The sequence below is a fragment of the Providencia sp. TYF-12 genome (assembly GCF_041344805.1).
Classification (GTDB): domain Bacteria; phylum Pseudomonadota; class Gammaproteobacteria; order Enterobacterales; family Enterobacteriaceae; genus Providencia; species Providencia huashanensis.
In genome coordinates, this window is the sequence record NZ_CP166833.1 from 3,171,230 (window position 1) to 3,196,794 (window position 25,565).

At 39.7% G+C, this 25,565-nt stretch carries 23 protein-coding genes, 1 tRNA gene and 1 pseudogene; 10 read left to right on the forward strand and 15 right to left on the reverse strand.

The features are described from left to right. Positions 1-47 precede the first annotated feature (47 nt). Both ABE954_RS14635 and ABE954_RS14640 read right to left on the reverse strand, forming a co-directional pair. Positions 48-350: pseudogene (locus ABE954_RS14635) on the reverse strand (Arm DNA-binding domain-containing protein); the annotation flags it as partial. Positions 351-513: 163 nt separating this feature from the next. After that, positions 514-601: transfer RNA gene (locus ABE954_RS14640), tRNA-Ser, on the reverse strand. A gap of 183 nt (positions 602-784) precedes the next feature. Between ABE954_RS14640 and tusE the strand changes: the two genes are divergently transcribed. Next, positions 785-1,114: a sulfurtransferase TusE gene (tusE, locus tag ABE954_RS14645; RefSeq protein WP_042846636.1), complete on the forward strand. Its 330-nt coding sequence runs from the start codon at positions 785-787 to the stop codon at positions 1,112-1,114. Positions 1,115-1,121: 7 nt separating this feature from the next. Here the strand turns inward: tusE and ABE954_RS14650 are convergent, their stop codons facing one another. Beyond that, complete coding sequence (locus tag ABE954_RS14650) at positions 1,122-1,400, reverse strand: acylphosphatase (RefSeq protein WP_173424816.1); 279 nt, start codon at positions 1,398-1,400, stop codon at positions 1,122-1,124. 218 nt (positions 1,401-1,618) lie between these two features. Here ABE954_RS14650 and hspQ point away from each other — a divergent pair, with 218 nt between their 5' ends. Next, the gene (gene hspQ, locus ABE954_RS14655; protein ID WP_173424817.1) at positions 1,619-1,939 is read left to right on the forward strand and encodes a heat shock protein HspQ; all 321 of its coding nucleotides are present in this window, start codon (positions 1,619-1,621) and stop codon (positions 1,937-1,939) included. A gap of 70 nt (positions 1,940-2,009) precedes the next feature. On the opposite strand, the gene ABE954_RS14660 is transcribed toward hspQ, so the two are convergent. Then, positions 2,010-2,423, reverse strand: a complete 414-nt coding sequence (locus ABE954_RS14660) for a CoA-binding protein (RefSeq protein WP_129466706.1) — start codon at positions 2,421-2,423, stop codon at positions 2,010-2,012. Positions 2,424-2,536: 113 nt separating this feature from the next. Between ABE954_RS14660 and ABE954_RS14665 the strand changes: the two genes are divergently transcribed. Then, positions 2,537-2,995, forward strand: a complete 459-nt coding sequence (locus ABE954_RS14665) for a methylglyoxal synthase (RefSeq protein WP_042846434.1) — start codon at positions 2,537-2,539, stop codon at positions 2,993-2,995. A gap of 30 nt (positions 2,996-3,025) precedes the next feature. On the opposite strand, the gene helD is transcribed toward ABE954_RS14665, so the two are convergent. Next, entirely contained in the window at positions 3,026-5,077 is a 2,052-nt protein-coding gene (gene helD / locus ABE954_RS14670) for a DNA helicase IV (protein ID WP_129466707.1), read from the reverse strand. Positions 5,078-5,200: 123 nt separating this feature from the next. Between helD and yccS the strand changes: the two genes are divergently transcribed. After that, the gene (gene yccS / locus ABE954_RS14675; RefSeq protein WP_187265068.1) at positions 5,201-7,348 is read left to right on the forward strand and encodes a YccS family putative transporter; all 2,148 of its coding nucleotides are present in this window, start codon (positions 5,201-5,203) and stop codon (positions 7,346-7,348) included. Positions 7,349-7,474: 126 nt separating this feature from the next. Here yccS and ABE954_RS14680 read toward each other — a convergent pair whose 3' ends face one another. Continuing rightward, entirely contained in the window at positions 7,475-8,089 is a 615-nt protein-coding gene (locus ABE954_RS14680; protein ID WP_129466709.1) for a TfoX/Sxy family DNA transformation protein, read from the reverse strand. 236 nt (positions 8,090-8,325) lie between these two features. On the opposite strand from ABE954_RS14680, the gene sulA reads away from it, so the two are divergent. Together sulA and ompA are read left to right on the forward strand one after the other, a co-directional pair. Continuing rightward, positions 8,326-8,847, forward strand: a complete 522-nt coding sequence (gene sulA, locus ABE954_RS14685) for an SOS-induced cell division inhibitor SulA (protein WP_042846437.1) — start codon at positions 8,326-8,328, stop codon at positions 8,845-8,847. 353 nt (positions 8,848-9,200) lie between these two features. Then, positions 9,201-10,289, forward strand: coding sequence for a porin OmpA (ompA, locus tag ABE954_RS14690; RefSeq protein WP_042846438.1), 1,089 nt, complete (start codon positions 9,201-9,203; stop codon positions 10,287-10,289). A 184-nt stretch (positions 10,290-10,473) separates the two neighbouring features. Here ompA and matP read toward each other — a convergent pair whose 3' ends face one another. Further along, positions 10,474-10,941, reverse strand: a complete 468-nt coding sequence (gene matP / locus ABE954_RS14695) for a macrodomain Ter protein MatP (protein ID WP_042846439.1) — start codon at positions 10,939-10,941, stop codon at positions 10,474-10,476. A 173-nt stretch (positions 10,942-11,114) separates the two neighbouring features. Between matP and ABE954_RS14700 the strand changes: the two genes are divergently transcribed. The 3 genes from ABE954_RS14700 to fabA all read left to right on the forward strand — a co-directional run bounded on the left by ABE954_RS14700 (position 11,115) and on the right by fabA (position 13,850). Further along, positions 11,115-11,291, forward strand: coding sequence for a GhoT/OrtT family toxin (locus ABE954_RS14700; RefSeq protein WP_071547903.1), 177 nt, complete (start codon positions 11,115-11,117; stop codon positions 11,289-11,291). 207 nt (positions 11,292-11,498) lie between these two features. Continuing rightward, positions 11,499-13,235, forward strand: a complete 1,737-nt coding sequence (locus ABE954_RS14705) for a Lon protease family protein (protein ID WP_129466710.1) — start codon at positions 11,499-11,501, stop codon at positions 13,233-13,235. Between the two features lie 96 nt (positions 13,236-13,331). Then, positions 13,332-13,850 carry a bifunctional 3-hydroxydecanoyl-ACP dehydratase/trans-2-decenoyl-ACP isomerase gene (fabA, locus tag ABE954_RS14710; protein ID WP_042846441.1) on the forward strand — a complete coding sequence of 173 codons (519 nt, stop codon included), beginning with the start codon at positions 13,332-13,334 and terminating at the stop codon, positions 13,848-13,850. A 145-nt stretch (positions 13,851-13,995) separates the two neighbouring features. Here fabA and rmf read toward each other — a convergent pair whose 3' ends face one another. The 6 genes from rmf to rlmKL form a co-directional block, all read right to left on the reverse strand. Further along, positions 13,996-14,166 carry a ribosome modulation factor gene (rmf, locus tag ABE954_RS14715; RefSeq protein ID WP_004909639.1) on the reverse strand — a complete coding sequence of 57 codons (171 nt, stop codon included), beginning with the start codon at positions 14,164-14,166 and terminating at the stop codon, positions 13,996-13,998. Between the two features lie 352 nt (positions 14,167-14,518). After that, positions 14,519-15,073, reverse strand: coding sequence for a membrane integrity-associated transporter subunit PqiC (pqiC, locus tag ABE954_RS14720; RefSeq protein ID WP_042846443.1), 555 nt, complete (start codon positions 15,071-15,073; stop codon positions 14,519-14,521). Then, positions 15,073-16,722, reverse strand: coding sequence for an intermembrane transport protein PqiB (pqiB, locus tag ABE954_RS14725; RefSeq protein WP_371025529.1), 1,650 nt, complete (start codon positions 16,720-16,722; stop codon positions 15,073-15,075). Before pqiB ends, pqiC begins: the two co-directional genes overlap by 1 nt. Further along, positions 16,719-17,999 carry a membrane integrity-associated transporter subunit PqiA gene (pqiA, locus tag ABE954_RS14730; RefSeq protein ID WP_071547901.1) on the reverse strand — a complete coding sequence of 427 codons (1,281 nt, stop codon included), beginning with the start codon at positions 17,997-17,999 and terminating at the stop codon, positions 16,719-16,721. The genes pqiB and pqiA overlap by 4 nt, the downstream gene beginning before the upstream one ends. A gap of 30 nt (positions 18,000-18,029) precedes the next feature. Beyond that, entirely contained in the window at positions 18,030-19,937 is a 1,908-nt protein-coding gene (locus ABE954_RS14735; protein ID WP_042846447.1) for an ABC transporter ATP-binding protein, read from the reverse strand. Positions 19,938-19,949: 12 nt separating this feature from the next. Beyond that, positions 19,950-22,058 (reverse strand): bifunctional 23S rRNA (guanine(2069)-N(7))-methyltransferase RlmK/23S rRNA (guanine(2445)-N(2))-methyltransferase RlmL, encoded by a 2,109-nt coding sequence (gene rlmKL, locus ABE954_RS14740; RefSeq protein ID WP_371025530.1) that lies wholly within the window; start codon positions 22,056-22,058, stop codon positions 19,950-19,952. A gap of 99 nt (positions 22,059-22,157) precedes the next feature. On the opposite strand from rlmKL, the gene ABE954_RS14745 reads away from it, so the two are divergent. Beyond that, positions 22,158-23,279: a YcbX family protein gene (locus tag ABE954_RS14745; protein WP_371025531.1), complete on the forward strand. Its 1,122-nt coding sequence runs from the start codon at positions 22,158-22,160 to the stop codon at positions 23,277-23,279. A 136-nt stretch (positions 23,280-23,415) separates the two neighbouring features. On the opposite strand, the gene ABE954_RS14750 is transcribed toward ABE954_RS14745, so the two are convergent. Then, the gene (locus tag ABE954_RS14750) at positions 23,416-23,961 is read right to left on the reverse strand and encodes a cell division protein ZapC (RefSeq protein ID WP_042846450.1); all 546 of its coding nucleotides are present in this window, start codon (positions 23,959-23,961) and stop codon (positions 23,416-23,418) included. Between the two features lie 281 nt (positions 23,962-24,242). Continuing rightward, positions 24,243-25,253 (reverse strand): quinone-dependent dihydroorotate dehydrogenase, encoded by a 1,011-nt coding sequence (pyrD, locus tag ABE954_RS14755; protein ID WP_042846451.1) that lies wholly within the window; start codon positions 25,251-25,253, stop codon positions 24,243-24,245. Positions 25,254-25,565: the final 312 nt, after the last annotated feature.

The following is a 25,565-nucleotide window of genomic DNA, read 5'->3' on the forward strand; positions in this document are numbered from 1 at the left end:
TGGCATGGTTTGAGCTTTAAATAAGGGATGGATAAAGAAAGACATGTTTTAAAATATGTTTCAGTTTGGTTAATTGCGCCCGCTTTCTCTGCTTTTCTGGCTTCACTTGGATTAATACCATTGGCAACCTGTTTTCGTGCCTCATCTCTTTTCGCTCTTGCTTCATTGAGAGTGACAACAGGATAGATACCTAACGATATCATTTTGGTTTTGCCAGCGAATTGATACCGATAACGCCAACCTTTGGAACCGTTAGTTTCAGCTAATAAAGCTAGCCCGTTACCATCCGCCAGCGTGTCGGTTTTTTCTTTTAGCTTGGCACGCTTGATTGCCATATCTGTTAGCTTTATAAATCACCAATATTGTATAGGAAAATTGTAGAGGGAATTTCTATATAAAAACTAGGCAACAAATTGTAAGGATTTAGAAAGATGATAGTAGGCTTCGATAGAGTGAGATTTCGCTGGAATGCTTGATTTACTTGGGATTGGAAGACGTTGCTAGAAGTGAAGATGGCGGAGGAGGAGAGATTCGAACTCTCGGATGGTTGCCCATCGGCGGTTTTCAAGACCGCTGCCTTCAGCCGCTCGGCCACCCCTCCGCAATGACGAGCACTATAAACATCCTCTGATTGGATGTAAACCCCTAATTTAATCATTCGCTTTAAAAATATACGCATTTCATACTGTTGGGCGAAAATATCAACATTCTAACGACTTTACTTGGGTTATTTCTCTATTTTTGTTAAATTCATACTCTAATTTTATTTGGATTAAAAATGAGTATGTTGGTTTTTAACAATCAAGAAATTAAAACAGACCCGCAGGGCTACCTGCTTGATAGCCAACAATGGAGTGAAGACCTCATCCCTCTACTTGCGCAGCAGGAAGGCATTGAACTCACCAATGAGCATTTAGAAATTATCCGTTTTGTGAGAAATTTCTACTTGGAATTCAATACCTCACCGGCCATTCGTATGTTGGTGAAAGCGGTTTCTCAGCAATTTGGCGAAGAAAAAGGCAATAGCCGCTATTTATATCGGTTATTTCCTAAAGGGCCCGCAAAGCAAGCGACAAAACTCGCAGGCCTACCAAAGCCAGTAAAGTGCATTTAATTTCTTCCTAATAGCGGACGGAAAAGTCCGCTATTGGCTCAGTTTGCCAACTTTCAGTAAAGAAATGGTCGATATTAGCCCCCGGAGGCCCACCTGCTTTAAGCCATTCATCTACAAATTCAATATCTTGCTCTGAACCATAAATGGCCAGCCTAACACTGCCGTCATCTCGATTACACACAAAACCTTTTATGCCATTTTGGTTAGCCCAATGATAGGTTTGATAACGAAACCCAACGCCTTGAACACGCCCATAAATGTAAAAATTGCGACCTGATGCAGTCATATAAGCCTCCATTGTCAGAGCATAATATATAGATACCTTTTTTTAGCAGTTGTTTTTTATTCATTGAACAGATAATCTGCTAAATGAGGCACTGCTTTTCATAGTTGCGTATAAAGACAGTGTATTGCGTTATTGATAATTGTCCATACTTCGCTTGAAAACGCACAACACTGCCCATATATAAATTGAAGTACAAGCAAGGCTTTTAGGAGGTCGCTATGATGATCACCAGTAAATATGGAATCGGGCAACAAGTCAGGCACAAGCTTCTCGGCTACCTAGGTGTCGTTGTTGATGTAGATGCTGAATATTCGCTCGAACAACCACATGATGATGATATTGCCGCAAACAGCACACTACGCGATCTGCCTTGGTATCATGTTGTAATGGAAGATGACAACGGGGATGCTGTTCATACCTATTTGGCTGAAGCTCAAATCACTTACGAGACTGCTGATGACCACCCAGAACAACCTTCTATGGATGAACTGGCAGAATCAATAAGGTCTCAGTTATTAGCGCCACGTCTGCGTAACTAACGGCTTTATCATTCATGAACGCTCCGTAAAGCAGCTCACATGCTGCTTTACTTTTATCATCAATGAAAGGCTACTTTTCAAGCCCTAAAGCGGGTATTTCCTGTTTTGGGCATTTATCCATAACAAATTGTAACCCTGCCTGCAACGCAATACTTTTAGCTTCTTCGCTAATAACCCCTTGTTGCAACCATAATACTTTCGCTTTAACTTGCACTGCTTCTTTAGCGACACCAACAGCGGCTTCTGCATTACGGAACACATCAACCATATCAATGGGTTGAGGTATATCACTAAGTTTTTCATACACTAACTGACCTAATAACTGTTGGCCAGCCAATTTAGGGCTAACAGGAATAACGGTATAACCTTGATGTAAGAGATATTCCATGACTTCATAACTTGGCCTATTGGCTTTATCACTAGCCCCAACTAAAGCGATGGTATTGACACTCTTTAAAATTTCAGCAATTTCTTGATCTCTCATCAAAATATCTCCTAAAATCAGTAAACTATTCATTAGCATTATGGTATATGTTGTACTTCTTTGCTCACACAGTTTTAAAGATGCCTATCTCACATCTTATTTAAGGGAACCTCATGGAATCAACAACCCGTAAAATTGCTGCATCAAAAAATATCGCCTTGGTTGCCCATGACCACTGCAAACCCTCGTTATTATCTTGGACAAAAAAGAATAATGAGCGACTTAAAGCGCATAAATTATATGCCACAGGGACTACTGGTTCATTAATTAGCCAACATACAGGGTTACCCGTCACCAGTATGATGAGTGGCCCAATGGGCGGAGACCAACAAATTGGCGCGATGATTGCGGAAAAAAAAATCGACCTATTGATTTTTTTCTGGGACCCACTTAATGCTGTACCGCATGATCCTGATGTTAAAGCATTATTACGTTTAGCTACCGTATGGAATATTCCCGTAGCCACCAACCCAGCAACCGCTGATTTTTTAATCACATCACCTTATTTTGATGACAATATAGAAATCGTGATCCCTGACTACCAAAACTACCTAACAAAACGCACTAACTAGTTTACTGGGCATGTTCGCATGCCCATCCCCCTAAGGCTTTTTCTGTTTTGGGACACCTAATTGTTTAAGTTCTTCAACAAATTCTGATGGTAATTCGGGGTTATATAATAACCAAACTTGCTGTTTAGCCCTTGTTAAGGCCACATACAGTAACCGCCTTTCTTCTGCATGCTCAAAATCTTCAGGTTGTGGCAACAGTGCTTGCTCAATAATTGACTCCCTTGCCGGCGCAGGGAAACCATCCTTACCACTGTTTAAGCCACAAATAATCACATAATCTGCTTGCTGCCCTTTTGATGCATGTACCGTCATAAATTCAATCGTCAATTTTGGCCAACGGGTATGCGCTTTATTCAAAATTTCAGGTTTTAAATAATGATAACGTGCCAGTACTAATATCCTTTCATCATCAAGTACATAGCCGCTCATTTTATCCAATAACCGTTCCAATGCTTGTTCATATAGAAGAACAACTGATTTTTTACTACCTTTAGTTAAGCTATTTAATGGCTTATGAAGCTGAATTGGATTTTGTAAAATAAACCGATTCGCAATATCGCCAATACGTTCATTGAAGCGATAGGTTGTATCCAAAGCACAAAGCTCCCCTTCCCCAAAATTATTTTCAAATGAGGTGGTCAGGTCTAATTCAGCGCCACTAAAACGGTAAATAGCTTGCCAATCATCGCCCACTGCAAACAACGTTGTTTGCTTATTTTGTTGACGTAACGCTTGAAGCAATTTGGCTCTAAGAGGTGAAATATCTTGGAATTCATCAACTAAAATATGTTTCCATGGGCTAATAAAGCGCCCTTTTTCTAAAATATTCACCGCCTGATGAATTAACCCAGAAAAATCAACCGCACCTTCCTCTTTTAGCGCACTTTTCCATGCTTTTAATAATGGTGCCATCAAACGAATGCGTTTTTGGAAAAGATCTTTAATTTCATCATTGACCTTATCTACCATATCCTTTTGGCTACCACCATGCATACGCATTAAGCTTAACCAACGTTCTAAACGCGCAGCAACTTTATGGCTTATTTTGTCATCATTCCAAAACTCACCATCGGGAATTTCCCATTGCAGCTCTTCAGTCAGCCACTCTCGCCAACCTTTCGCTTGAGCCTTTTTCGTTGAACATTGCTCTCGCCATTCTGTTAATAACAATGTTTGACGTTTTTGACTGTTGGTTTCGAGTTCACTGATAACCGGTGATTTTTTACTACCTTCCCGAATAATATGCAGAGCAAGCGCATGAAATGTTTTCGCTTCGATATCCTGCTGTAAACGTAGCTGAATGCGCTGATTCATTTCATCGGCAGCTTTGCGACCAAATGCCAGCAATAAAATTTGCTTTGGTTCTGCCAACCCTCTTAGTATTAGCCAGCCTGCTCTGGCGACTAAAACCGACGTTTTCCCACTACCAGCACCTGCCAGCACTAACACATTATCTTCGCCGTTAATGACAGATAGTGATTGTGAGTAATTTAATGGTGAAGATTCAACTTGTTGGAAAAAATCGTGATAACGCACCAAAACAGACTCGCACCACTTTTCATTAATTTGCTTGCGACATTTTTCACTGTCATTCAACCACTTAAGGCAAAATTGATACTGAGATGCACAATTTTCAAACGATGGAATACGTACTAACGGTAAAGGAAGTGATGAAAAGTTCTGAGTAATTTTGTCTTTGATGCTGCTAACTTGACGTAAACCAAGCCAATGATCTTGTTTTATCAGTTGTTCAATGGTTTTCACCAATTCAGTCAATACTTGCGCACTGACTTGGCTCATTTCGGCACTCCATTGTTGCCATTTTTCATACAAATAATGGTAAAAACGTTGAGTTTGTTTCCACTCTGTACCGTGTAAACGCACAACTTGTTCGTTCACAATTTCAAATTCTAATTCCCCCCAAACAATGCCCCTCTTACAACGAAGGTCAATAAGTTCATTGAATGGGATAAGATATTGGTGGTTTTCACCACTGACTTCGATACCTGCGTTGAGTAAGCGAACCCGATTGTAGGGATGCTGAGCCAGACGCTGTCCAATCTGTGTTGATTTCAGTTCCATACGTCCTGCACCTGAAAAAAATCAATGACAAAATACGGTTGGCTTGATTCCAAACGGTTTTTTATTCCCTGCAAACACGCTATCCTATATAAACTAGAGCTTGTCTTACCTCTGAGGTACTTTGTGTTAACACTGCTTACCAGTTATCGCCGCGTGCTATATAACAGCCATATTTTATATTATATCCGAATCTTTATAGCCCTGACAGGCGCAACATTAGTGCCGTGGCTTTTAGGGCAAGACCCTAAAGTGACTATCCCACTGACATTAGGCGTGGTTGCCGCAGCCTTGACTGACTTAGATGATAGGCTAACTGGCAGAATAAAAAATTTAATTATTACCCTTTTTTGTTTTTTTGTTGCCTCAGTTTCAATTGAGTTACTCTTCCCATACCCACTATTTTTCTTTTTTGGCCTCGCTTTTTCGACTTGTGGGTTCATCTTACTTGGTGCTTTAGGGCAACGTTATGCCACCATTGCATTTGGCGCCTTACTGATAGCCATTTATACCATGCTAGGTGTACCCATTTTTGATACTTGGTATCAACAACCTGTGTTATTACTTACAGGGGCCATTTGGTATAATATTCTAACATTAATTGGCCATATTTTGTTTCCCGTCAGGCCATTACAAGATGCCATCACTCAATGCTACCAGCAACTTTCCGCCTACCTAGACGCAAAAGCTAACTTATTTGACCCTGATCTTGAAGATGATTATCAACAATCAGTTTATGATTTAGCTTTAGTAAACAGTAATTTAGTCAACACAATGAACCAAGCGAAAATTGCTTTATTGAGCCGACTTAAAGGTGATAGAGGCCAAAAAGGGACTCGTAATACGCTGCATTACTATTTTGTTGCACAAGATATCCATGAACGTGCTAGCTCGTCTCACATTCAGTATCAACAACTTAGTCGCACCTTACGCCATTATGATATCTTATTTCGTTTTCAACGCTTACTAACCATGCAAGCAAGAGCCTGCCAGCAAGTTGCTCAATCCGTATTGCTACGTAAACAATATCAACATAATCCACGCTTTGAACGAACTTTCAGCTACCTTGAAAACTCACTATTATTACTTAAGCAGCAATCCCCTGAATTACATGCAATAAAAGCACTGCATAATTTACTCAAAAATTTAAAGGGAATTGATGTTCAACTTAAAGGGCTAAGCCTTGAGCAAAGCTCATGGCAACAAAATAATAAACAAGTAGAACAATTGTCTGACGAATCATTATCAGGCTTTAATGATATTATTACACGGGTTAAGCATCATTTAACCCCAAAATCATCGTTGTTTCGCCATGCAGTTAGGATGTCAATACTTCTTTGTACTGGTTACGCGATTATCCAACTATTTGATATGGAAAGAGGGTATTGGATATTACTCACTAGTTTATTTGTCTGCCAACCTAACTACAGCGCCACTAAACGCCGTTTAGCACTGCGTATCATCGGGACTATCGTTGGTATCCTAATCGGGTTACCATTACTTAATTTAATCCCATCAATTGAAGGCCAGCTTACCCTTATTGTGATCTCTGGCTTACTGTTCTTTATGTTCCGTAGTAGCCAATATGCACAAGCTACCCTTTTTATCACTTTGTTAGTGCTTTTTTGCTTTAACTTATTAGGAGAAGGGTTTGATGTCGCATTACCTCGGATTATTGACACCCTTATCGGCTGTTTTATCGCACTACTTGCTGTAAGTTTTATTTGGCCTGATTGGAAATTTCGCCAACTTCCTCAGGTCATTCAAAAAACAATGGACAGTAATTGTAGGTACCTTGATGCCATTTTACTGCAGTACTACCAAGGTAAAGATAATAGCCTTGAATACCGTGTTGCACGCCGTGATGCACATAATAATGATGCAGAATTTGCTTCTATTGTCTCCAATATGGCATCAGACCCCAAATCTTACCGGATCACCCAAGAACAAGCTTTCAGACTTTTATGTTTAAACCATACACTACTTAGCTATATTTCCGCGTTAGGTGCGCACCGTGAAAAAATCCATAATGAGGATAACTTGGCACTGTTAAATGATGCAATTTGCTATGTTGAATCTGCCTTGCAAACCAACATACTAGACTCTCAAATTATCGATGAAAAATCTGATAGGCTGCGCCAAAACTTATTACAGCGAATCGATAACATTGCAAAAAGTGACGATGAAAAAACATTACTCATCATGGAACAAACTAAGCTTTTACTTGAACTTGTACCTGAAATAAAGCAAATGATCCGAAAAATCAGTGCATAATAAACATACCGATGAGCGGGTATTAAAATATATAAATATCCTTTCTACCCGCTTATTCTTCTCATATTAGTATTGTCTGGTTTTGAGGTAGCCTGCTATAAGTTTCCTTTGATTTATATTAGGCAATCACCTCGATGCGAGTTCAAAACTGTTATACCAAGTAATCAATTCTTGCTTAGTATTCTTTGGCAATACAGCACTATGACAGCCTTCTATTGCCGCTGCTAGGCCAATTAATAATTTAATACTCGGGTCATGCCGCCCATGTTGCTTAAGTTTGATAAAACACGCTTTTGCGCCCATCGTACGTAAATCATCTACATGAGAAATTCCAATTTTCCCCAATGCCCTCTCAACTGACATATTCATATTTGGCAAATCTTTGATACGCATTGTGATGGACTGTTTTTGTTTTAATTCTTCAATTGCAGAACGATAAGCGAGTTCAATATATTGGAGACACAAGACTTCATCGCCCCAAATTTGTTCAGAAAGTTGGTAATATCGCATTTCCAAAGGTATGCCTTTCTTACTATAAACAAGCCGATTAAGCCCTGAAGCCTCAAAATGGCTTCTAGCTACTAGACACCCTCGTAAATAATATTTCCCATCCAGCACTAACCCTACAATGGCATTATCAACTAATAGGCAAAAACCGCCGAAGTGATTTTTACGCTTTAACTCTCCGAATTGACCTAACAAACGAGATAAATTAAAAAATTTTTCTTCTTCTAATAACATATACCTTAACTCCTTTTTGGGTATGTTTCATTTTTATCCTTGAGAGAATCAATTTTATAATTTCTTGCTTTACAAACAATTACACCTAGCCAATTTTGAGAGTTTCAATAAAAAATGCCAAGAAGAATGCAGCGGAAAACAACAAAGTTGCGAAGCGCTTTGAAAAAATAGGCTTGATATTGGATAAATATACAGTTACTGTATGTTCATACAGCATTGTAACGAGGTTAATAATTATGAGCATCTATTCTTGGAACAACACAACAGAACATTCTCTTAATAATTACGCACAGTCCATCCCATCCATTGAGCTTGCGAGTAACTCTACACAACAAGGTATGGTGAGCGAACTCGTTTACGATGAAAAACATCCAATCATGGACTATATTTTGCTTCCAATGCTCCGCCAGTTTGGGGCTCAATCACGTTGGTTGCTCTGGCTAAGCCCAAATAAAAAACTGAGTAAACACTGGTTAGAACAAGCAGGCATCCCTACGAATAAGGTCATGCAACTAAGTCACATGGAAACCATAACAACCATAGATGCAATGGAAAAAGCCTTAAAAAGTGGTAACTATAGTGTCGTTTTAGGCTGGTTGCCTGAACTGAACGAACAAGATTTTGTTCGTTTACAATATGCGGCTCAAGAAGGTCATTCTATTGGCTTTATTATGCGCCCACAAAAAACATATAATATGGTAAGTATGCAATCAGGACAGTCAAACCACCTAAAAATTCACTCAAATCATTATCACTAGCCAAGATTAAGAATTTTCTTACTAAATTTAACCTTTAGAAATATTTATCTCTAAAGTGAAATGAAAAGTATTGCAGATCAATTAGATAGACAAAAAACAATCATAATACAAAATATACATATCTCCCTGATTTATACACTAAAAAAATACTTTTTTTAACGTTTATTGCTCACTCTACTTGTATCTTTTTAAGTTCGTTGTAGACTTTAGCTTGTTAAGCTTATGGCATTATTTTTTACTTTTATTATTTTTTTGTAGATAATGTCAGCGAAACCTAGCAAGTAAATTGAACCAATGGCACATAATAAGGCTCAGCGAAGCCAAGCCAATATTGGATGATAACGAGGCGTAAAATGAAAAAAACAGCTATCGCAGTAGCAGTGGCAGTAGCAGCTTTTGCAACCGTTGCACAAGCAGCTCCAAAAGATAACACTTGGTATACCGGTGCTAAATTAGGTTGGTCTCACTATGAAGATACTAGCCTAAACCCAGCTAAAACTGGTACAGACTATGCAGGTTGGGGTACAGTTGGTAATTCAACTGACCGTGATACTATTGGTGCTGGTGCATATGCTGGTTACCAATACAACCAATATATGGGTTTTGAACTGGGTTATGACTGGTTCGGTAAAATGAAATACAAAGGCGCTGGTAACAGCGGTGACCTGAAATCTATGGGTGTTTCATTAACTACCAAATTAAGCTATCCAATCATGGATGACTTAGACGTTTACACTCGCTTAGGTGGTATGGTTTACCGTACTGAAGCTAAAGCTCACCAAAATGGCGAACGTTTCAAAGAAACTGATACTGGTGTTGCACCTGTATACGCATTGGGTCTTGAGTATGCAATCACTCCAGAGTGGGCAACTCGTTTAGACTACCAATGGGTTAGCAACTTAGGTGATAAAGACAATATCGGTACTCGTCCAGACAACGGCATGCTGAGCGTTGGTGTTGCATACCGCTTTGGTCAAGAAGATACTCCAGTTGTTGCTCCAGCTCCAGTTGTTGAGCCAGCTCCAGTTGTTGAAAACAAACGTTTCACACTACGTTCAGACGTTCTGTTTAACTTCAACAAAGCTAGCCTGAAACCAGAAGGTCAGCAAGCTCTGAACGAACTGTATAACGAACTGAGCAGCATCGATCCAACTCAAGGTCGCGTACTGGTAGTTGGTTTCACTGACCGTATCGGTTCACAAAACTACAACCTGCCACTGTCACAAAAACGTGCTCAGTCTGTAGTTGACTACTTAGTATCTAAAGGCGTTCCAGCAAGCGCAATCGCTGCTGAAGGTCGTGGTAAAGAAGATCCAGTAACTGGTAACAAATGTGACGCAGTTAAAGGCCGTGCAGCTCTGATCGAGTGCTTAGCGCCAGACCGTCGCGTTGAAATCGAAATTCAAGGTACAACTGAAGTTGTAACTCAACCAGGCGCTTAATTCTTAGCCCTAGTTTGAATTTTGAACTGAACAAAAAACCCCAATTATTATTGGGGTTTTTTTTATTCTTATAAAAACTAATATAACGAATATAGACCGTTTGTTATTTAGTGTTTAATCTACTTTTCGCTTCCCATTACACTTAATAGCAAGAACAACAACCATAAAGATCTTTTCAGATAGCCTAGCTGCCATCTCCTTTCGACGCCCCTAAAATCGCTTGTAGATCCTGCTTCAATGAGCTCATTTGGCTCTCGTATTTATCTTTATGCTCAGCATCTTCGATCAACTGGATAATCGTTTCAGAAAGTGTTTTATTACGTTTTACTGCTAAATTAGACAGACGCTGCCAAACCGAAAAGGTTAGATCTATCGATTTTTTGCGAGTATGTGGGTGCTCAGCATTGAAATGACGTTTACGCCTTGCACGAATGCTTTGTTTCATTCGGTTATCAAGCTCAGGATTCATATGTAATGAAATCCACTTAAGCACATCAATCGGTCTATTTTCCATTTTTAACAGCAAATCTATCGCTTCTTTTTCTGCGCTTCGTTCTATATAGCGGGTAATCGCTTCGCCACCTCGTGCTTTATTGACGAGGTACTCCCATTTCCAGCCACATTCAAGATTTTCAAGCTGCTGATATTTCATAATTTTTCCTGAAGAAAACCGAACCTATCTTTATATTAGCAATATTATAAACAAAATGCTCAAGCAGACGTTCGATTTAGTGAAATATTCGTTTCTGCAATAAAGAAAGTAACCTGTCTTTGTAAAAATAGTGTACAATCCGCCCCCATCTGTTAACAAATTAATAAAACTGCATGTCCACTTTTGAAAATATACTCGTCATCTATGGGATTGTCGGTGTATGCGCTATGCTATTCACCCTACTCGTCACAAAAGACCCTAATTGTTTTATGCGCTTACTTAGCGCCATATTAATTGGTTTCACTTGGCCAATGACATTACCTATTGTGTTTATGTTTTCGTTATTCTAGTCAATAATTCAACAATTCTTGCTGCAAGATTGCCTATCAAAGGCTAATATAGCAGGCTTGCCCACTGGGTAATTAACAGGCCTGAAAATTGTTTATAAAACAAACGATGTTATTTGGCAAATTATTAAATAAACCAAATTCAGGCACATGCGCCCAGCTCATTGGCAGGCATTTTATTTATAACCCTATTAATAGCAGATAATTATAGTGATCAGTCAAGAACTAACATGGCAAGGCCTCATTCCTAACTTATCGTCATTCCAGACGAAATTTGTATCCTCAGAAACGTTGTCCCCAACAACACTGTCAGACATTCAGCCTAGATTGTCCGATGGAATACAACATTTTGTCGATGAATTTGCCCAAACACGCTTTATGTTTATCAAGTCTGATGAAAGTGAGGAATACCTTAGCACTTACGCTAATGCAATTGGCCCATTGCTTGTAGATATCAACACTATTGATGGCGACTACCAATTATCTGAAGATAAACATTCCTTTCAATGGAAACATGGCATTAAAAGCCGCTTTTCATCTCGCACAGCGATTGCATACCGTAATTGGATAGAACCAGAGCAACTATTTGGTCATGTAACCCCATCTTTGACCCTTGTCCCTGGCCTATTACATCAGCTTAATGGGGGCATATTAGTGATTGCAGCTAATGCACTCATTAGCCAACCTTTAATGTGGAATCGCTTAAAAGATATGGTTATTCGTCGGCAATTAGAATGGTTACCCTATTCTGATAGTCAACCTTTACCTATAGAAATCGAGCCACAACCTCTTGAACTTAAAGTTATTATTGTTGGTGATAGGCTTGCTTTAGAAGAGTTTGAATATACTTCCCCAGAAATATTTGAAAGTGCAATTTATGGTGAATATGAGCCAGTCATGTTCTTTGAGGATGAACAACAATTAACATTATGGATGCGTTATATTAAATCCATCATTGATTCCAATAAATTACCAAATATCTCAGTTGATGGTTGGTTACCTTTGGTTCATCAAGCAACCCGCTATTGTGAAGATAAATTTACTCTTCCCCTTGATATTCCATGGCTTACAAGGCGCTTAATGGACGCGGTTCATTACCAAGAAAATAACTTATTAACTCAAAATTCATTTAATCAAGCGGTCGAAAACCGCCTATGGCGCCACAACTTCCTCATGGAAAGAACGCAAGATGATATTTTGCAAGAGCAAATCTTCGTTAAAACTGAAGGGGAAGTCATTGGGCAAGTGAATGGGTTATCCGTTTTACAATACCCTGGTCACCCTGAAGCGATTGGAGAACCCTCACGTATCACTTGTGTGGCTCATCTAGGTGATGGGGAATTTACCGACGTAGAACGTAAAGCTGAATTAGGTGGCAATATTCATGCAAAAGGTATGATGATTATGCAAGCCTATTTAAACTATGAGCTTAAATTAGAGCAACCACAGCCCTTCTCAGCCTCAATTGTCTTTGAGCAATCCTACGGTGAGGTTGATGGTGATAGCGCCTCACTGGCTGAGCTATGTGCGTTAATTAGTGCTTTATCATTACAACCAATTGATCAACAAATTGCTATTACAGGTGCAGTTGACCAATTTGGCTACGTCCAGCCGATTGGTGGCGTCAATGAAAAAATTGAAGGCTTCTTTGATATTTGTGCCAAACGGGGCTTAACCGGTGAGCAAGGTGTTATTATTCCAATGGCGAATATCCGTCATTTATGCACTAAAGCTGAAGTCGTTAGCGCGGTACAAGAAGGGCAATTCCACATTTGGCCTGTTGAACATGTCGCTCAAGCTATTACATTATTGACTAAGCAACCTTACTTTGAGCAGCAAGCTGAAGAAGAAAACGTACACCTGTTAGCTTTAATTCAAGAGCGTATTAACCAAGCAAATGCACCGGATAAAGCAAGGCTTCCTTGGTTCTTAAAATGGATGAGTTAAGTAAAGATTGCGTAAAAAATAGCAGATCGGAGTTGTTCAGCGTACAAGTGTAAGCTATCCTGTGCCCCTACATTTAATAAAGGCTATCTGAAGAACATGGTTGAGAAACGCGGATCCTACACAAAAGATGATTTAATTGCTTCTGGAAAAGGCGAGTTATTTGGGGAAAATGGTCCTCCACTCCCATCAGGAAACATGTTGATGATGGATCGTATCGTCAGCATGACTGAAGACGGTGGTACATATAATAAAGGCTATGTTGAAGCTGAGCTGGATATCAATCCAGACCTTTGGTTCTTTGATTGCCACTTTGTCAATGATCCTGTCATGCCAGGCTGCTTAGGGCTTGATGCAATGTGGCAATTAGTTGGTTTCTATCTGGGCTGGCTTGGCGGTGAAGGTAGAGGCCGTGCATTAGGTGTTGGCGAAGTAAAATTTACTGGCCAAGTCCTACCTACTGCAAAAAAAGTCACTTACCGTATTAGCTTTAAACGTGTAATTAACCGTAAGCTGATCATGGGGCTAGCAGATGGTGAAGTTTTAGTTGATGGTAAATCAATTTATACCGCAACGGATTTAAAAGTTGGCTTATTCAAAGATACAAGCGCATTCTAATTTTTAGAAGCCTAAGCTATGAGCTAATTCATGCAAACCTCCGCAATGGCGGAGGTTCTTAAATTGATTAGTATCTTTAAGTTAAAAACCCTAAATATAAAAAAATGACAGGTTATTTAACCTTAAAAATGAGATAAATTCTGGATTACACAACCGCTACGGTTCGATCCTCCATCGCCTTTCGCCAACCACCTAGCCAATGCGAACGAGCATCTACTGCTTGATATGGGCAGAGCTCTTTAGAACGCCCTGCTAAACCTGCTTGATAACCTCTTGATAAAGCTCTTTCTAAACGATCTCGCTTCTGTCTTTTCATGCCTTACTTCCCTCATCATTAAAAATGGAAAAGAAAACAGCACCTACTATTTATTAATAGGTACCTTATAGAAATAACGCCCACAGATAAGAAAATCAAGTAAAGATTTTCATATATTTGTCATAAATAGCATAAATGTGACTTAGATATGGCAATTAATATAATCATTTGATTTTACTATGAAATATTTTACTTTATTTATCATGACATTAGAGCATATAAGGTGACTATTATTAACTACATATAAGTTTATTAAATATATTTACTTATTGAAGATAAAAAAAATACACCTCAGAAATTTATATTTACCATATATATCTGAGGTGTATTTAATTAGTTAACTAGGTAATAACTAATACTTTGCAATTTCTTTAGCAATATTATCAGCAACTTGTTGCCAGCCTAGTGACAATGTACGAACCAAGTCCGGATACCCATCTTGTTGTTGGTCTAACTGCACATCAAAATTACGACGAATGACTTTATCACCATGGGAAAGCGTCCAAAAACCTTGAATAAGCACTTTTCCATCGTATCGACCATTAAATGCCGTCAAAGTGATATCCAGTGTATCTGGAGAATTCTGTAATGGCTGTAAAGACACTAGCTTATCCGGTAATGCGGCGGATAATTCACTCACCATTGATTGCCCGAGCTGTTGTTCCAATGGGCTAGCCCAAAGATGTGTGCTCGCATTTGTATAACTCACATCGGTTGTTTGGTAAGTAATACCGTTGGAAGTTAATACATCAGACAACATAATACGCTGTAGCCAAACTTGGCCTTTATCCATCACTGCCGCTGATTGTTCCTGAGGAGTTTTTATTGGCAATTGATAATACTTTTTTTCTGGCGTACTACTACACGCTGCCAACAATAAAACAAATACTGATAATAAATATCGCATTATTTTTTCACTCCTTTCGGCTCTACATCCTTAGTCGGCTCCGCTTCAAACACTAATGCATTACTCTTGTTGTTTAATGTACGTAAAAGCGGCTGAACTTCTCTCAATACTTGGTCTAAACGCTGCATGTTATCCACCATTTTATTATAAGCAGGTGAACCCGGTTGGAAACCTTGCATTGCACGGTTCATTTCTTGCAGTGTTTTTTGTAAGTCATGAGGCAAGTTTTGGAACTCTTTACTTCCCATGACTTTGTTTAATTCCACCAACATGGCATTGGCTTCTTTAACCACTTTTTGCCCTTCGGCTAATGTTTGTGTCGTTTGATTAAGCATTGGCTCAATTGGCATGTTATTGATCTTATCCAACACCGCGATAACTTTTTGTTGGATTTGCGCTAAGCCACCACTGGTCGTTGGGATAATTTTATATCCAGCCACTACCGTAGGCCCTTTATAAGGCTCAGCATTAGGGTCAAAATCTAAATCAACAAACAAGGCACCTGTTAAAAAGTTACCCGATTTTAACGATGCTCTTAATCCGTCTTTCATGGCCAATTTTAATTCATTTTTTAAATTAAAATTCGCACCAACATCTTTTGAAAAACGCTCTGGCTCGATATGAATTAGAACAGGAATTCTAAAGTCATTATCCAAAGATTGGTCAAGCCCCTCGGTATAGAAAGGCACTTGTGCCACTGTGCCTAAACGAATACCACGGAATTCCACTGGTGCCCCAGGCTGTAACCCACGAATAGAATCAGAGAAGAACAAGACAAAATCTTGGTATTCTGTATACAGTGAATTTTGAATACTGTTTTGGTTATCAAAGAGTCGGAACTCTGTATTTTCCTTAACACTCGTACCTGGAACCCACCCCGTAGGCACATCAAAACTCACACCACCTGTCAGTAATGTCGCAATAGACCCCATTTCAACATGAACACCTTGGGATGACATGTCGAATGCAATTCCACTGTCTTTCCAGAAACGCACATTGGAGCTGATCAGCTTATCATAAGGAGCATTGATAAATAATTGGTAGCGCATATCACGCTTGTCCATATCAAAATTACTAGTTTCAACTGACCCAACACGATAACCACGGAATAATACTGGGTCACCAGGGTTTAATTGCCCTGCTTTATCGCTGACTAATGCTACTCGTATCCCTTTTGCATCCGGTGATGCAAGAGGAGGTGTGTCCAATAAAGTAAATTCAAAGTTTTCTTTGGCCTCTACCCCAGGCTGAAGTTCAATATAAGCCCCTGAAAGTAAAGTACCTAACCCTGTCACACCATCACGCCCGATTGTAGGCTTAACAATCCAGAATGATGAATCAGCACGTAGTAAATCCTTCATGTCATTATTTAAGCGCGCTTTTATTAACACCCGACTAAAATTATCATCAAGAGTGACGCTTTCAACGACGCCAATATCGACGCTACGACTTTTAATTTTCGTTTTACCTGCTTCTATTCCCTCAGCATTGTAAGTGATTAGCATCACTTCCGGGCCTTGGTTGCTAAAATGGTAAAATAATACCCAAGCACCAATTAAGACAGTTACTATTGGGATCACCCAAACTGGTGACCAACTTTTTAACTTACTAACTTTGGCATTGGCCTGTGATGTTTCTTGTGAGGTCACCCGACGACTCCTTCTTGTTCAACAGCATTCGTGTTTACTGCGTTTTTCCTTTCACAACGATCCCAAGTTAACCTTGGGTCAAACGTCATCGCTGCAAACATTGTGAGAATAACAACAACACCAAAGAAAATAATCCCCATTGCTGGCACGATACTCATCAACTGGCCCATTTGAACCAAAGAGGCTAAAATCGTGATCACAAATACATCAATCATTGACCAACGCCCCACATATTCCACTAGCTCATAAATAAAATGCATCCGATGAGGGTCTCGATTGCCATATCCTTGTGAATCAAGGCAAAGCCATGCAATACCAATCATTTTTAACGTAGGTACCATGATACTGGCAATAAAAATGACCATAGCAACAGGATAAGAACCATCCTCCCACAATAGAATAACCCCATCAATAATGGTTGAATTTAATGCGCTGCCCAGTGTATATGTCGTCATCATGGGTAACACATTAGCGGGAATATACAGCATGATTGAAGTAACGAGCAGTGCTAATGTCCACTGCAAACTTTGGTGTTTACGTACACTTCCACGGGAAAAACACCGTGGGCACTGTGATTGTTCCGCTGGTAAAATAGCCGTGCAAACAAGGCATAAACGTACGTTTTGCTTAATACCTGTTTGACCTACTTTTAATGGTAGCTCTAGTTTTGGCGGTGCTTCAATACGGTTCCAAAGCCAATGGCGGTCTAAACATTGAAATGCCCTTACCTGCAACATGCAAAACAAACAGTAAGGTAAAAAACTTAAGCCTATTCCGATATCACCATAAGCAATCAGTTTCACAAAGCTAACTAAAACCCCAGCTAAAAATATTTCCGCCATGCACCAAGCTTTCATTTGGAATAAAATGCGAGTGCTCACGACCTTTAATCCCTTAGGAATATGAACTTGCAACCCTAAGAGAATAATTGTGATCATGCAAAATGCTGGGATAATCAAAGAAAAAAACAGAAAAAATAACGCCAACCCACTATAGCGGGTAGCCGATATAATTTCGATTATCTGAAATAACGATATTTCATTTTCAATTCCTGCCGCCCCCATTTTCACAAAAGGGAACAAGCAAGCAACAAACAGCATAATTAATGCACTAAATGCATATGCTGCTGGTTGCTTATATGGATACCGCCACTTTGAGACTAATGTAGTCTCGCAGCGCGGACATGTTGCTTTGCTCCCTTGTTCCAACTCAGGGACTGCAACCAACATGTCACACTGAGGGCAAAGAACATGTTCATGAGACTCATGGGTACACAAAGTGTATTTGCTCCTCTAATTAAAGCTAACTTAGCCGTTTTTAAGTAATTCAAGCTCTTGCCAACGGTCAAAGGCCTGTTCTAATTCAGACTCTTTAGCCGCTAAATTAGTCAACGCTTTTTCAGTGACTTCATGAGGCTGATTAAAGAAATCAGCATCACCAATCGTAGCTTGTAAAGCCTCAATTTCAGCTTCAAGTTGCTCAAGTTTCGCAGGTAACTGTTCCAGCTCACGCAATAAATTATAGCTTAATTTATTTGCACGCTTTACAGCTTCTTTTGGTTTAGCCACCTTATCTTGGGCAGCTACTTTACTCGTTTGTTCAACTTTTAAACTCACGGTTTGTGCTCTTTGTTTCTGAGCATCAAAATACCCACCCACATACCGGTTGATGACACCGTTACCTTCAAAAATCCAGCACTCAGTTACACTGTTATCAACGAACTCTCGGTCATGGCTGACGAGCAAGACTGTACCTTGATAGCCATCAACAAGTTCTTCAAGTAACTCAAGCGTTTCTACATCCAAGTCATTTGTTGGTTCATCGAGAATTAATAAATTACTTGGTTTTAAGAATAAGCGAGCTAATAACAAGCGGTTACGTTCCCCACCTGAAAGAGCTCTAACCGGTGTCATTGCACGTTTAGGAGGGAACATAAAGTCCTGTAAATACCCTAATACGTGGCGTGGCTTACCGTTAACCATCACTTCTTGCTTGCCTTCTGCCAAGTTATCCATGACCGTTTTATCAGGGTCTAATGCAGCACGGTGCTGGTCAAAATACGCCACTTCCAATTTGGTTCCACAGTGCACACGCCCACTATTTGCCTGTAAATCGCCAAGCATTAAGCGCAATAACGTGGTTTTACCACAACCATTTGGCCCTACTAATGCGATTTTATCACCACGCATAACTTGAGCAGAAAAGTCTTTGACCAGGACTTTATTGTCAACTTGATAGTTAACATTTTCCATTTCAAAAACAATTTTCCCAGAGCGAGAAGCTTCACCGACTTGCATTTTCGCCGTGCCCATAACCTCACGGCGCTGTGAGCGTTCAACACGTAACGCTTTCAAGGCACGAACCCGCCCTTCGTTACGCGTACGTCTTGCTTTGATCCCTTGGCGGATCCACGTCTCTTCTTGCGCTAATTTGCGGTCAAACTCTGCATTTTGCATCTCTTCAACACGCAAAGCTTCTTCTTTACTGACCAAGTAATCATCATAATTGCCCGGCCAAGACGCTAATTGTCCACGATCTAAATCGATAATACGGGTTGCCATATTGCGGATAAAAGAACGGTCGTGCGAAATGAAAACAATACTACCTTGGAAATCCTTTAAGAAAGTTTCCAACCAGAGGATCGTTTCAATATCTAAATGGTTAGTCGGCTCATCTAAAAACAAGACCCGCGGGTTGCTCACTAAAGCACGACCTAAAGCCGCTTTACGTAGCCAACCACCCGATAATGAGGATAGTTCTGCATCCGCAGGTAAACCGAGTTTTTTCAGCACATCACTGATACGAGAGTCTAATAACCATAAATTACGGTTATCTAACACTTCTTGTAATTCAGATAATTTATTTAAATTTTTCTCACTAGGGTCATGTTCAACCAATTTAGCGACATGATGATAATCTTTCAGGTATTGAGCTTGTTCAGCAACGCCTTCAGCAACAAAATCAAAAATAGTCCCTTCGATATTACGTGGTGGGTCTTGTTGTAAACGAGCAACAATTAAGTCCTGCTCATAAATAAGTTGCCCATCATCCAGTGGCTGTTCTTTGGTTAACACTCGCATAAGTGTTGATTTACCCGCGCCATTGCGCCCAACCAGACAAACGCGTTCGTTATCTTCAATGTGAATTTCAGTATTATCAAGTAACGGAGCATCACTAAAAGCAAGGTATGCACCCGATAAATTAATTAAAGCCATTGATTCTATCCTTTACTCTGCGTGGCGAATTAACCAGCAGTTATGTATTTGACGGTTACGAGCAAAATCTTCTGAAAGTGTTTTAGCAGTAATTTCCTGCGCTTGTAACCCTAATTCTTGCATCGCTTCAATATCCATTTTGAAACCGCGTTTGTTATTAGAGAACATCACAGTTCCACCACGACGCAGTAACCGTTTTAAATGTGTAATTAATTGCACATGGTCGCGTTGTACATCAAATGTACCATCCATGCGTTTTGAATTTGAAAATGTAGGGGGATCGATAAAGATCAGATCAAATTGCTCAGTACTATTGGCTAACCAACTCAAACAATCAGCTTGGATTAAGCGATGTTGGCGACCCGTTAACCCGTTTGCTTGCAGGTTTTTCTCTGCCCACTCAAGGTAAGTCCTCGACATATCAACGGAAGTCGTACTTTTTGCCCCACCTAAACCTGCGTGTACAGTTGCAGAGCCGGTGTAACAGAATAAGTTTAGGAAATCCGCGTCTTTACTCATTTGCCCTAACATTTTACGGGCAATACGATGGTCAAGGAATATCCCAGTATCAAGATAATCAGTTAAGTTAACCAACAGTTTTGCGTTGTATTCTTGCACTAAAAAGAAATCATCTTTTTGGGCTAATTTTTCATATTGCTGCTTGCCTTTTTGGCGTTGACGCGTTTTCAATACTAACTGATTAGAGGTAAGCTCAAGCACATTCATTGTCGCCGTGATCACGTCAAATAACCGCTGGCGAGCCTTACGTTCATCCACGGTTTTTGGTGGTGCGTATTCTTGAATCACCACTTTGCTACCATAAATATCAACCGCCACGTTGTACTCGGGTAAATCCGCATCATAAATACGGTAACTATCAATACCTTGCTGTTTTGCCCACTTACTTAACTTTTTCAAATTTTTACGTAAGCGGTTAGCGAAATCAGGTGAAATTTCAGCCACGGTTTCTGATGGCGTAGCAGCTAATTGATAGTTCTTTTGCACACAGTCTAAAGGGCCATTTTTGGCTTTAAATTCACGTTCTGAACGCAATTGCAAGCAGCTAAGTAACTCAGGAGAAGCACTAAAAATCGATAAACGCCAACCTGGGAAACGGGCCTTCACGATACGCCCTAACTGGCTATGCAGTGCAATTAAGGCAGGCTCACTTTCTAAACGCTCACCATAAGGCGGGTTACTGATAATTGCCCCTACCGTATCAGTGTTAACTGGGCTTTCCAATGCAGCGGCATCACCTTGTTTAAAGGTGATTAAGTCTTGTAGCCCCGCACGGCGCGCGTTGGCACGCGCCATTTCTAGTACACGCTTATCGATATCAAAACCATAAAAACGTGATGTCGTTTCTTTCAAGCCTTGACGAAAACGCACTTGTGCTTCCGTCGTTAACTCGCGCCATAATTCAGCGTTAAATTTCGACCATGCATAAAAACCCCAATGGGTACGGTGTAAACCCGGGGCTTTGTCTGTTGCCATCATTGCGGCTTCAATTAACAAGGTTCCTGAACCGCACATTGGGTCAACTAATGGAGTCCCTTGCTGCCACCCTGAGCGATTAATAATAGCTGCTGCAAGGGTCTCTTTCAGCGGTGCTTGCCCAGCAAGGTCACGATAACCACGGATATGCAAAGAATCGCCGCTTAAATCAAGAGCAACACTGGCTCTTTCTTTATTCAAATAAACATTAATACGAATATCTGCTTGCTGGCGAGCAACATCCGGCCGTTGGTCTAATTTGCGCACGAAGCTATCAACAATTGCATCTTTCACCTTTAATGCACCATATTGGCTATTGCGGATCTCTTCGTTGGTGCCTGTAAAATGCACGACAAAAGTGTCATTAACTGAAAAAATCTCAGTCCAATCGATAGCTTGCACACCAAGGTATAAGTCTAAGTCACTGTAGACATCAAAATCATTCAGTGGCAATAAAATACGCGATGCCAAACGACTCCACAGCAGGCTTTGGTACATGCCTCGTTCATCGGCCTGAAAGTAGACACCCCCTTGCGCAATTTTGCACTGGCTAGCGCCAAGCGCTTCCAATTCCGTTTTCAGTAGTTCTTCTAGGCCACGAGCTGTGCTGGCAAACAGAGAATTCATAGTATTTATTACCGATTTTGATGAAAAATTGTTGCGCATTATAGCTAATCTTATGCAGTTGTCATAAAGTTGCTGCGCAACAATTATAAGGATTAAAAAATGATTACGCTTTCGCGCCTTTATACACACCCAGTTAAATCTATGCGAGGGGTACGTTTATCACATGCCTTCGCAGATACTAGCGGTTTGACTTTTGATCGTAATTTTATGGTAACCACGCTGGAAGGTAAATTTATTACGGCAAGAAAATACCCGCAAATGTTACTGTTTACACCCGTTATGCTTAACAATGGGTTACACCTACAAGCACCTAATGGCGAAAGTGCAACGGTATTGTATCAGGACTTTGATGATAAACAGAGCCCTACTGAGGTTTGGGGAAATCATTTTCATGCACTGATTGCTCCCCAGCAGGTAAATAGCTGGTTAAGTACCTTTTTTGATGAGCCAGTACAACTACGTTGGCTCAGCACTCAATTGTCTAGAAGAGTGAAAAATCATCAAGATGTTCCCGTATCTTTTGCTGATGGTTACCCTTTTCTACTCATTAATGAAGCATCCGTTCAAGAACTCCAAGGCCGTTGCCCTGCCAGTATTAAGCTAGAACAATTTCGTGGCAACCTAATTATTACTGGCGCTAAACCTTTTGAAGAAGATACTTGGAAAACCATTCAAATCGGTGATGTTATCTTTACTCTAGATAAACCATGCAGTCGTTGTATTTTAACCACTGTCAGCCCCGAGAAAGGGATAAAACACCCTAATAGTGAACCATTGGCCACGTTGCAAACCTTCCGTACTGATGAAAATGGTGACGTGGATTTTGGTCAAAATGTTATGGCTAAAAATACGGGGATTATTCGTGTTGGTGATACGCTAACAGTATTAGAAACCAAACCAGCTAAACAATATATAACGCAAAAAAGAGAAGCTGAAAGCCCAAGCCCAAGCCCAAGCTTAAATTCTACAGTCGACAATGTCAGTTTAATTTTTGAAGAAACAGAATATCAAGGTGATAACCAAAATGTGGTCCTCGAACAACTGGAATCTCACGGTTTATCCATTCCCTATTCCTGCCGAGCGGGTATTTGTGGACGCTGTAAAATTAAGCTTATTTCTGGTGAGGTCACACCGCTAAAACAAAGTGCAATTAAAGAAAACGGCTATATATTGTCCTGTAGCTGTATTCCAAAAACTTCGCTCAAATTAACACTTAACTAAACGTTTATTATGGCTCATTAACACCATCAGCAATTTTATATTATGATGGTGTTAGAATACCTATAACTACATTAGTTATCTAAGTCGGACATTTAGTTTTTATTCATTTTCTTTTTATTTGATCACTGACGATCAACTAAATAACGTTGCCATATAACTGCCGCTTCGTCTTTGATGAATACTCAAGCATACGATCGTTCATGATCTTAATTGGATCACAAAACCTTAAAGTACGATCGGGTAATTCTAAAACTGGTTCAGCTAATAAACACAAGCTTGCTGAAGGGCCTGCTTCTGCAATAATAAATGAAAAATAACGACTGGTATTTTCTAAACACACCTGAATTATTTGCCCCTGTTTAGGCGCATTAATATAATGAAAAGAAGAAAAATACCAACTTTTCGGCATCTGTGGTTTTAGAAAACGAAAAGCAACCAAGCTATTTAAGACTAATTCCGCTCTTTCTTCTTGCGTAATATTTAGTCTCTTTGCTTGCTCATCAAATAAATAATATTCCCCTGCATCTTCAATGCTAAATGGCATTTCACTACGAGCAAATGCGGTTAACATTTTAGCGGGAAAACATGAACGAAATATCATGCCGTTGGCGAGATCTAACATCACCCTGTCATGGTCATGATCAAAATACCAACGCCAATGATCATCAGGTTTAATATTCATAAACGATCCTTCAGCGATTTATCGGTAAATATATAATAGGAACGATCATCATAATGATCTTCCCTAAATTTACTCTGCGGCAATTTTTATAGATTAAATTTTCACAAATTAAGCTTTCATAGATTAAGTCATGTCGTTTTAATTGCAACTGGATATTACATTGTCTAAACAACAAATTTACTGAAAATTGATATCAATTTGATATAAAAATAGCCACTATTAGCAATATAGTTTAAAAGGGGGAATAAAGAAACCCCCTTGTTAAGTAAATTTACAATTTATTAGATATGATTGACAATATCTTTAATTAATTTTGGTCCATGGTAAATAAAACCAGAATAAATTTGAATTAATGAAGCGCCTGCTTCCATTTTTTCACGCGCCGCTGTAAGCGAATCAATTCCACCCACACCAATTATTGGTAACTTACCATTTAATTCACGTGAAATAAGTTTAATAACTTGCGTACTTTTTAATTGTACAGGCCGCCCACTCAACCCACCCGTTTCATTGCAATGGTTTAACCCCTGAACGAGGGAGCGATCTAGCGTTGTATTTGTAGCAATCACCCCATCTATATTATGCCTCACTAAGCTATCTGTAACTTGAATAATTTCTTCTTCAGATAAATCAGGCGCTACTTTCACCGCAACTGGCACATATTTTTGATGTAATGATTGCAACTCAAGTTGCTTCGCTTTTATACCACTCAATAAATCATCGAGAGCCTCACCGTATTGTAATGTACGTAAGCCCGGTGTATTTGGTGAGGAAATATTAATCGCAATATAGCCTGCATGGGCATATACCTTATCCATGCAAATTAAATAATCATCTTTACCTTGTTCTACCGGTGTATCTTTATTCTTACCAATATTGATACCAATAATTCCACCGTAATTAGCCTTTTTGACATTCTCTACGAGGTTATCAACACCTTTATTATTAAAGCCCATTCGGTTGATTAAACCCTCAGCTTCAACGAGTCGGAATAACCTTGGCTTATCATTACCAGATTGAGGACGGGGAGTCACAGTCCCTATTTCAATAAACCCAAACCCCATTGCGCCAAACGCATCGATACATTCACCATCTTTATCGAGACCAGCAGCGAGGCCAAGGGGGTTTTTAAAAGAAAGCCCCATGCATTGAACTGGTTTGGTAGCAACAGATTGACGAATAAGGCATTGAAAAGGGGAATGGTTCAAACGTTGAAGCTGGCGAAAAGTCAATTCATGTGCTTTTTCGGGGTCGAACTGGAATAGTGCCTTTCGGGCAAGATGATATAGCATATCCAATAACCTATTTTCTGCTAGTGCGTTTCAATAAAATAGACATCATACCGCGCATGCTAAAACCCCCACCAAAGGGTTCTTGTTGAGTTTTAACTGTGCGAACTATTTTTCGTCGGATAAAACGCGCAATAGACTACCCTATTTAGGGGCAACTTTACTATGAAAAGATCAATATATTCTGTTTTGTGCCTCTAATAACAACAAATAATAAAGGGCTCTTTAATTCACTCAAACTCTGGGGAAACAACCACTCCCATCAAAAATATTTGTATCGTATTGATTTATAATTAAATTATTCATCTAACTATT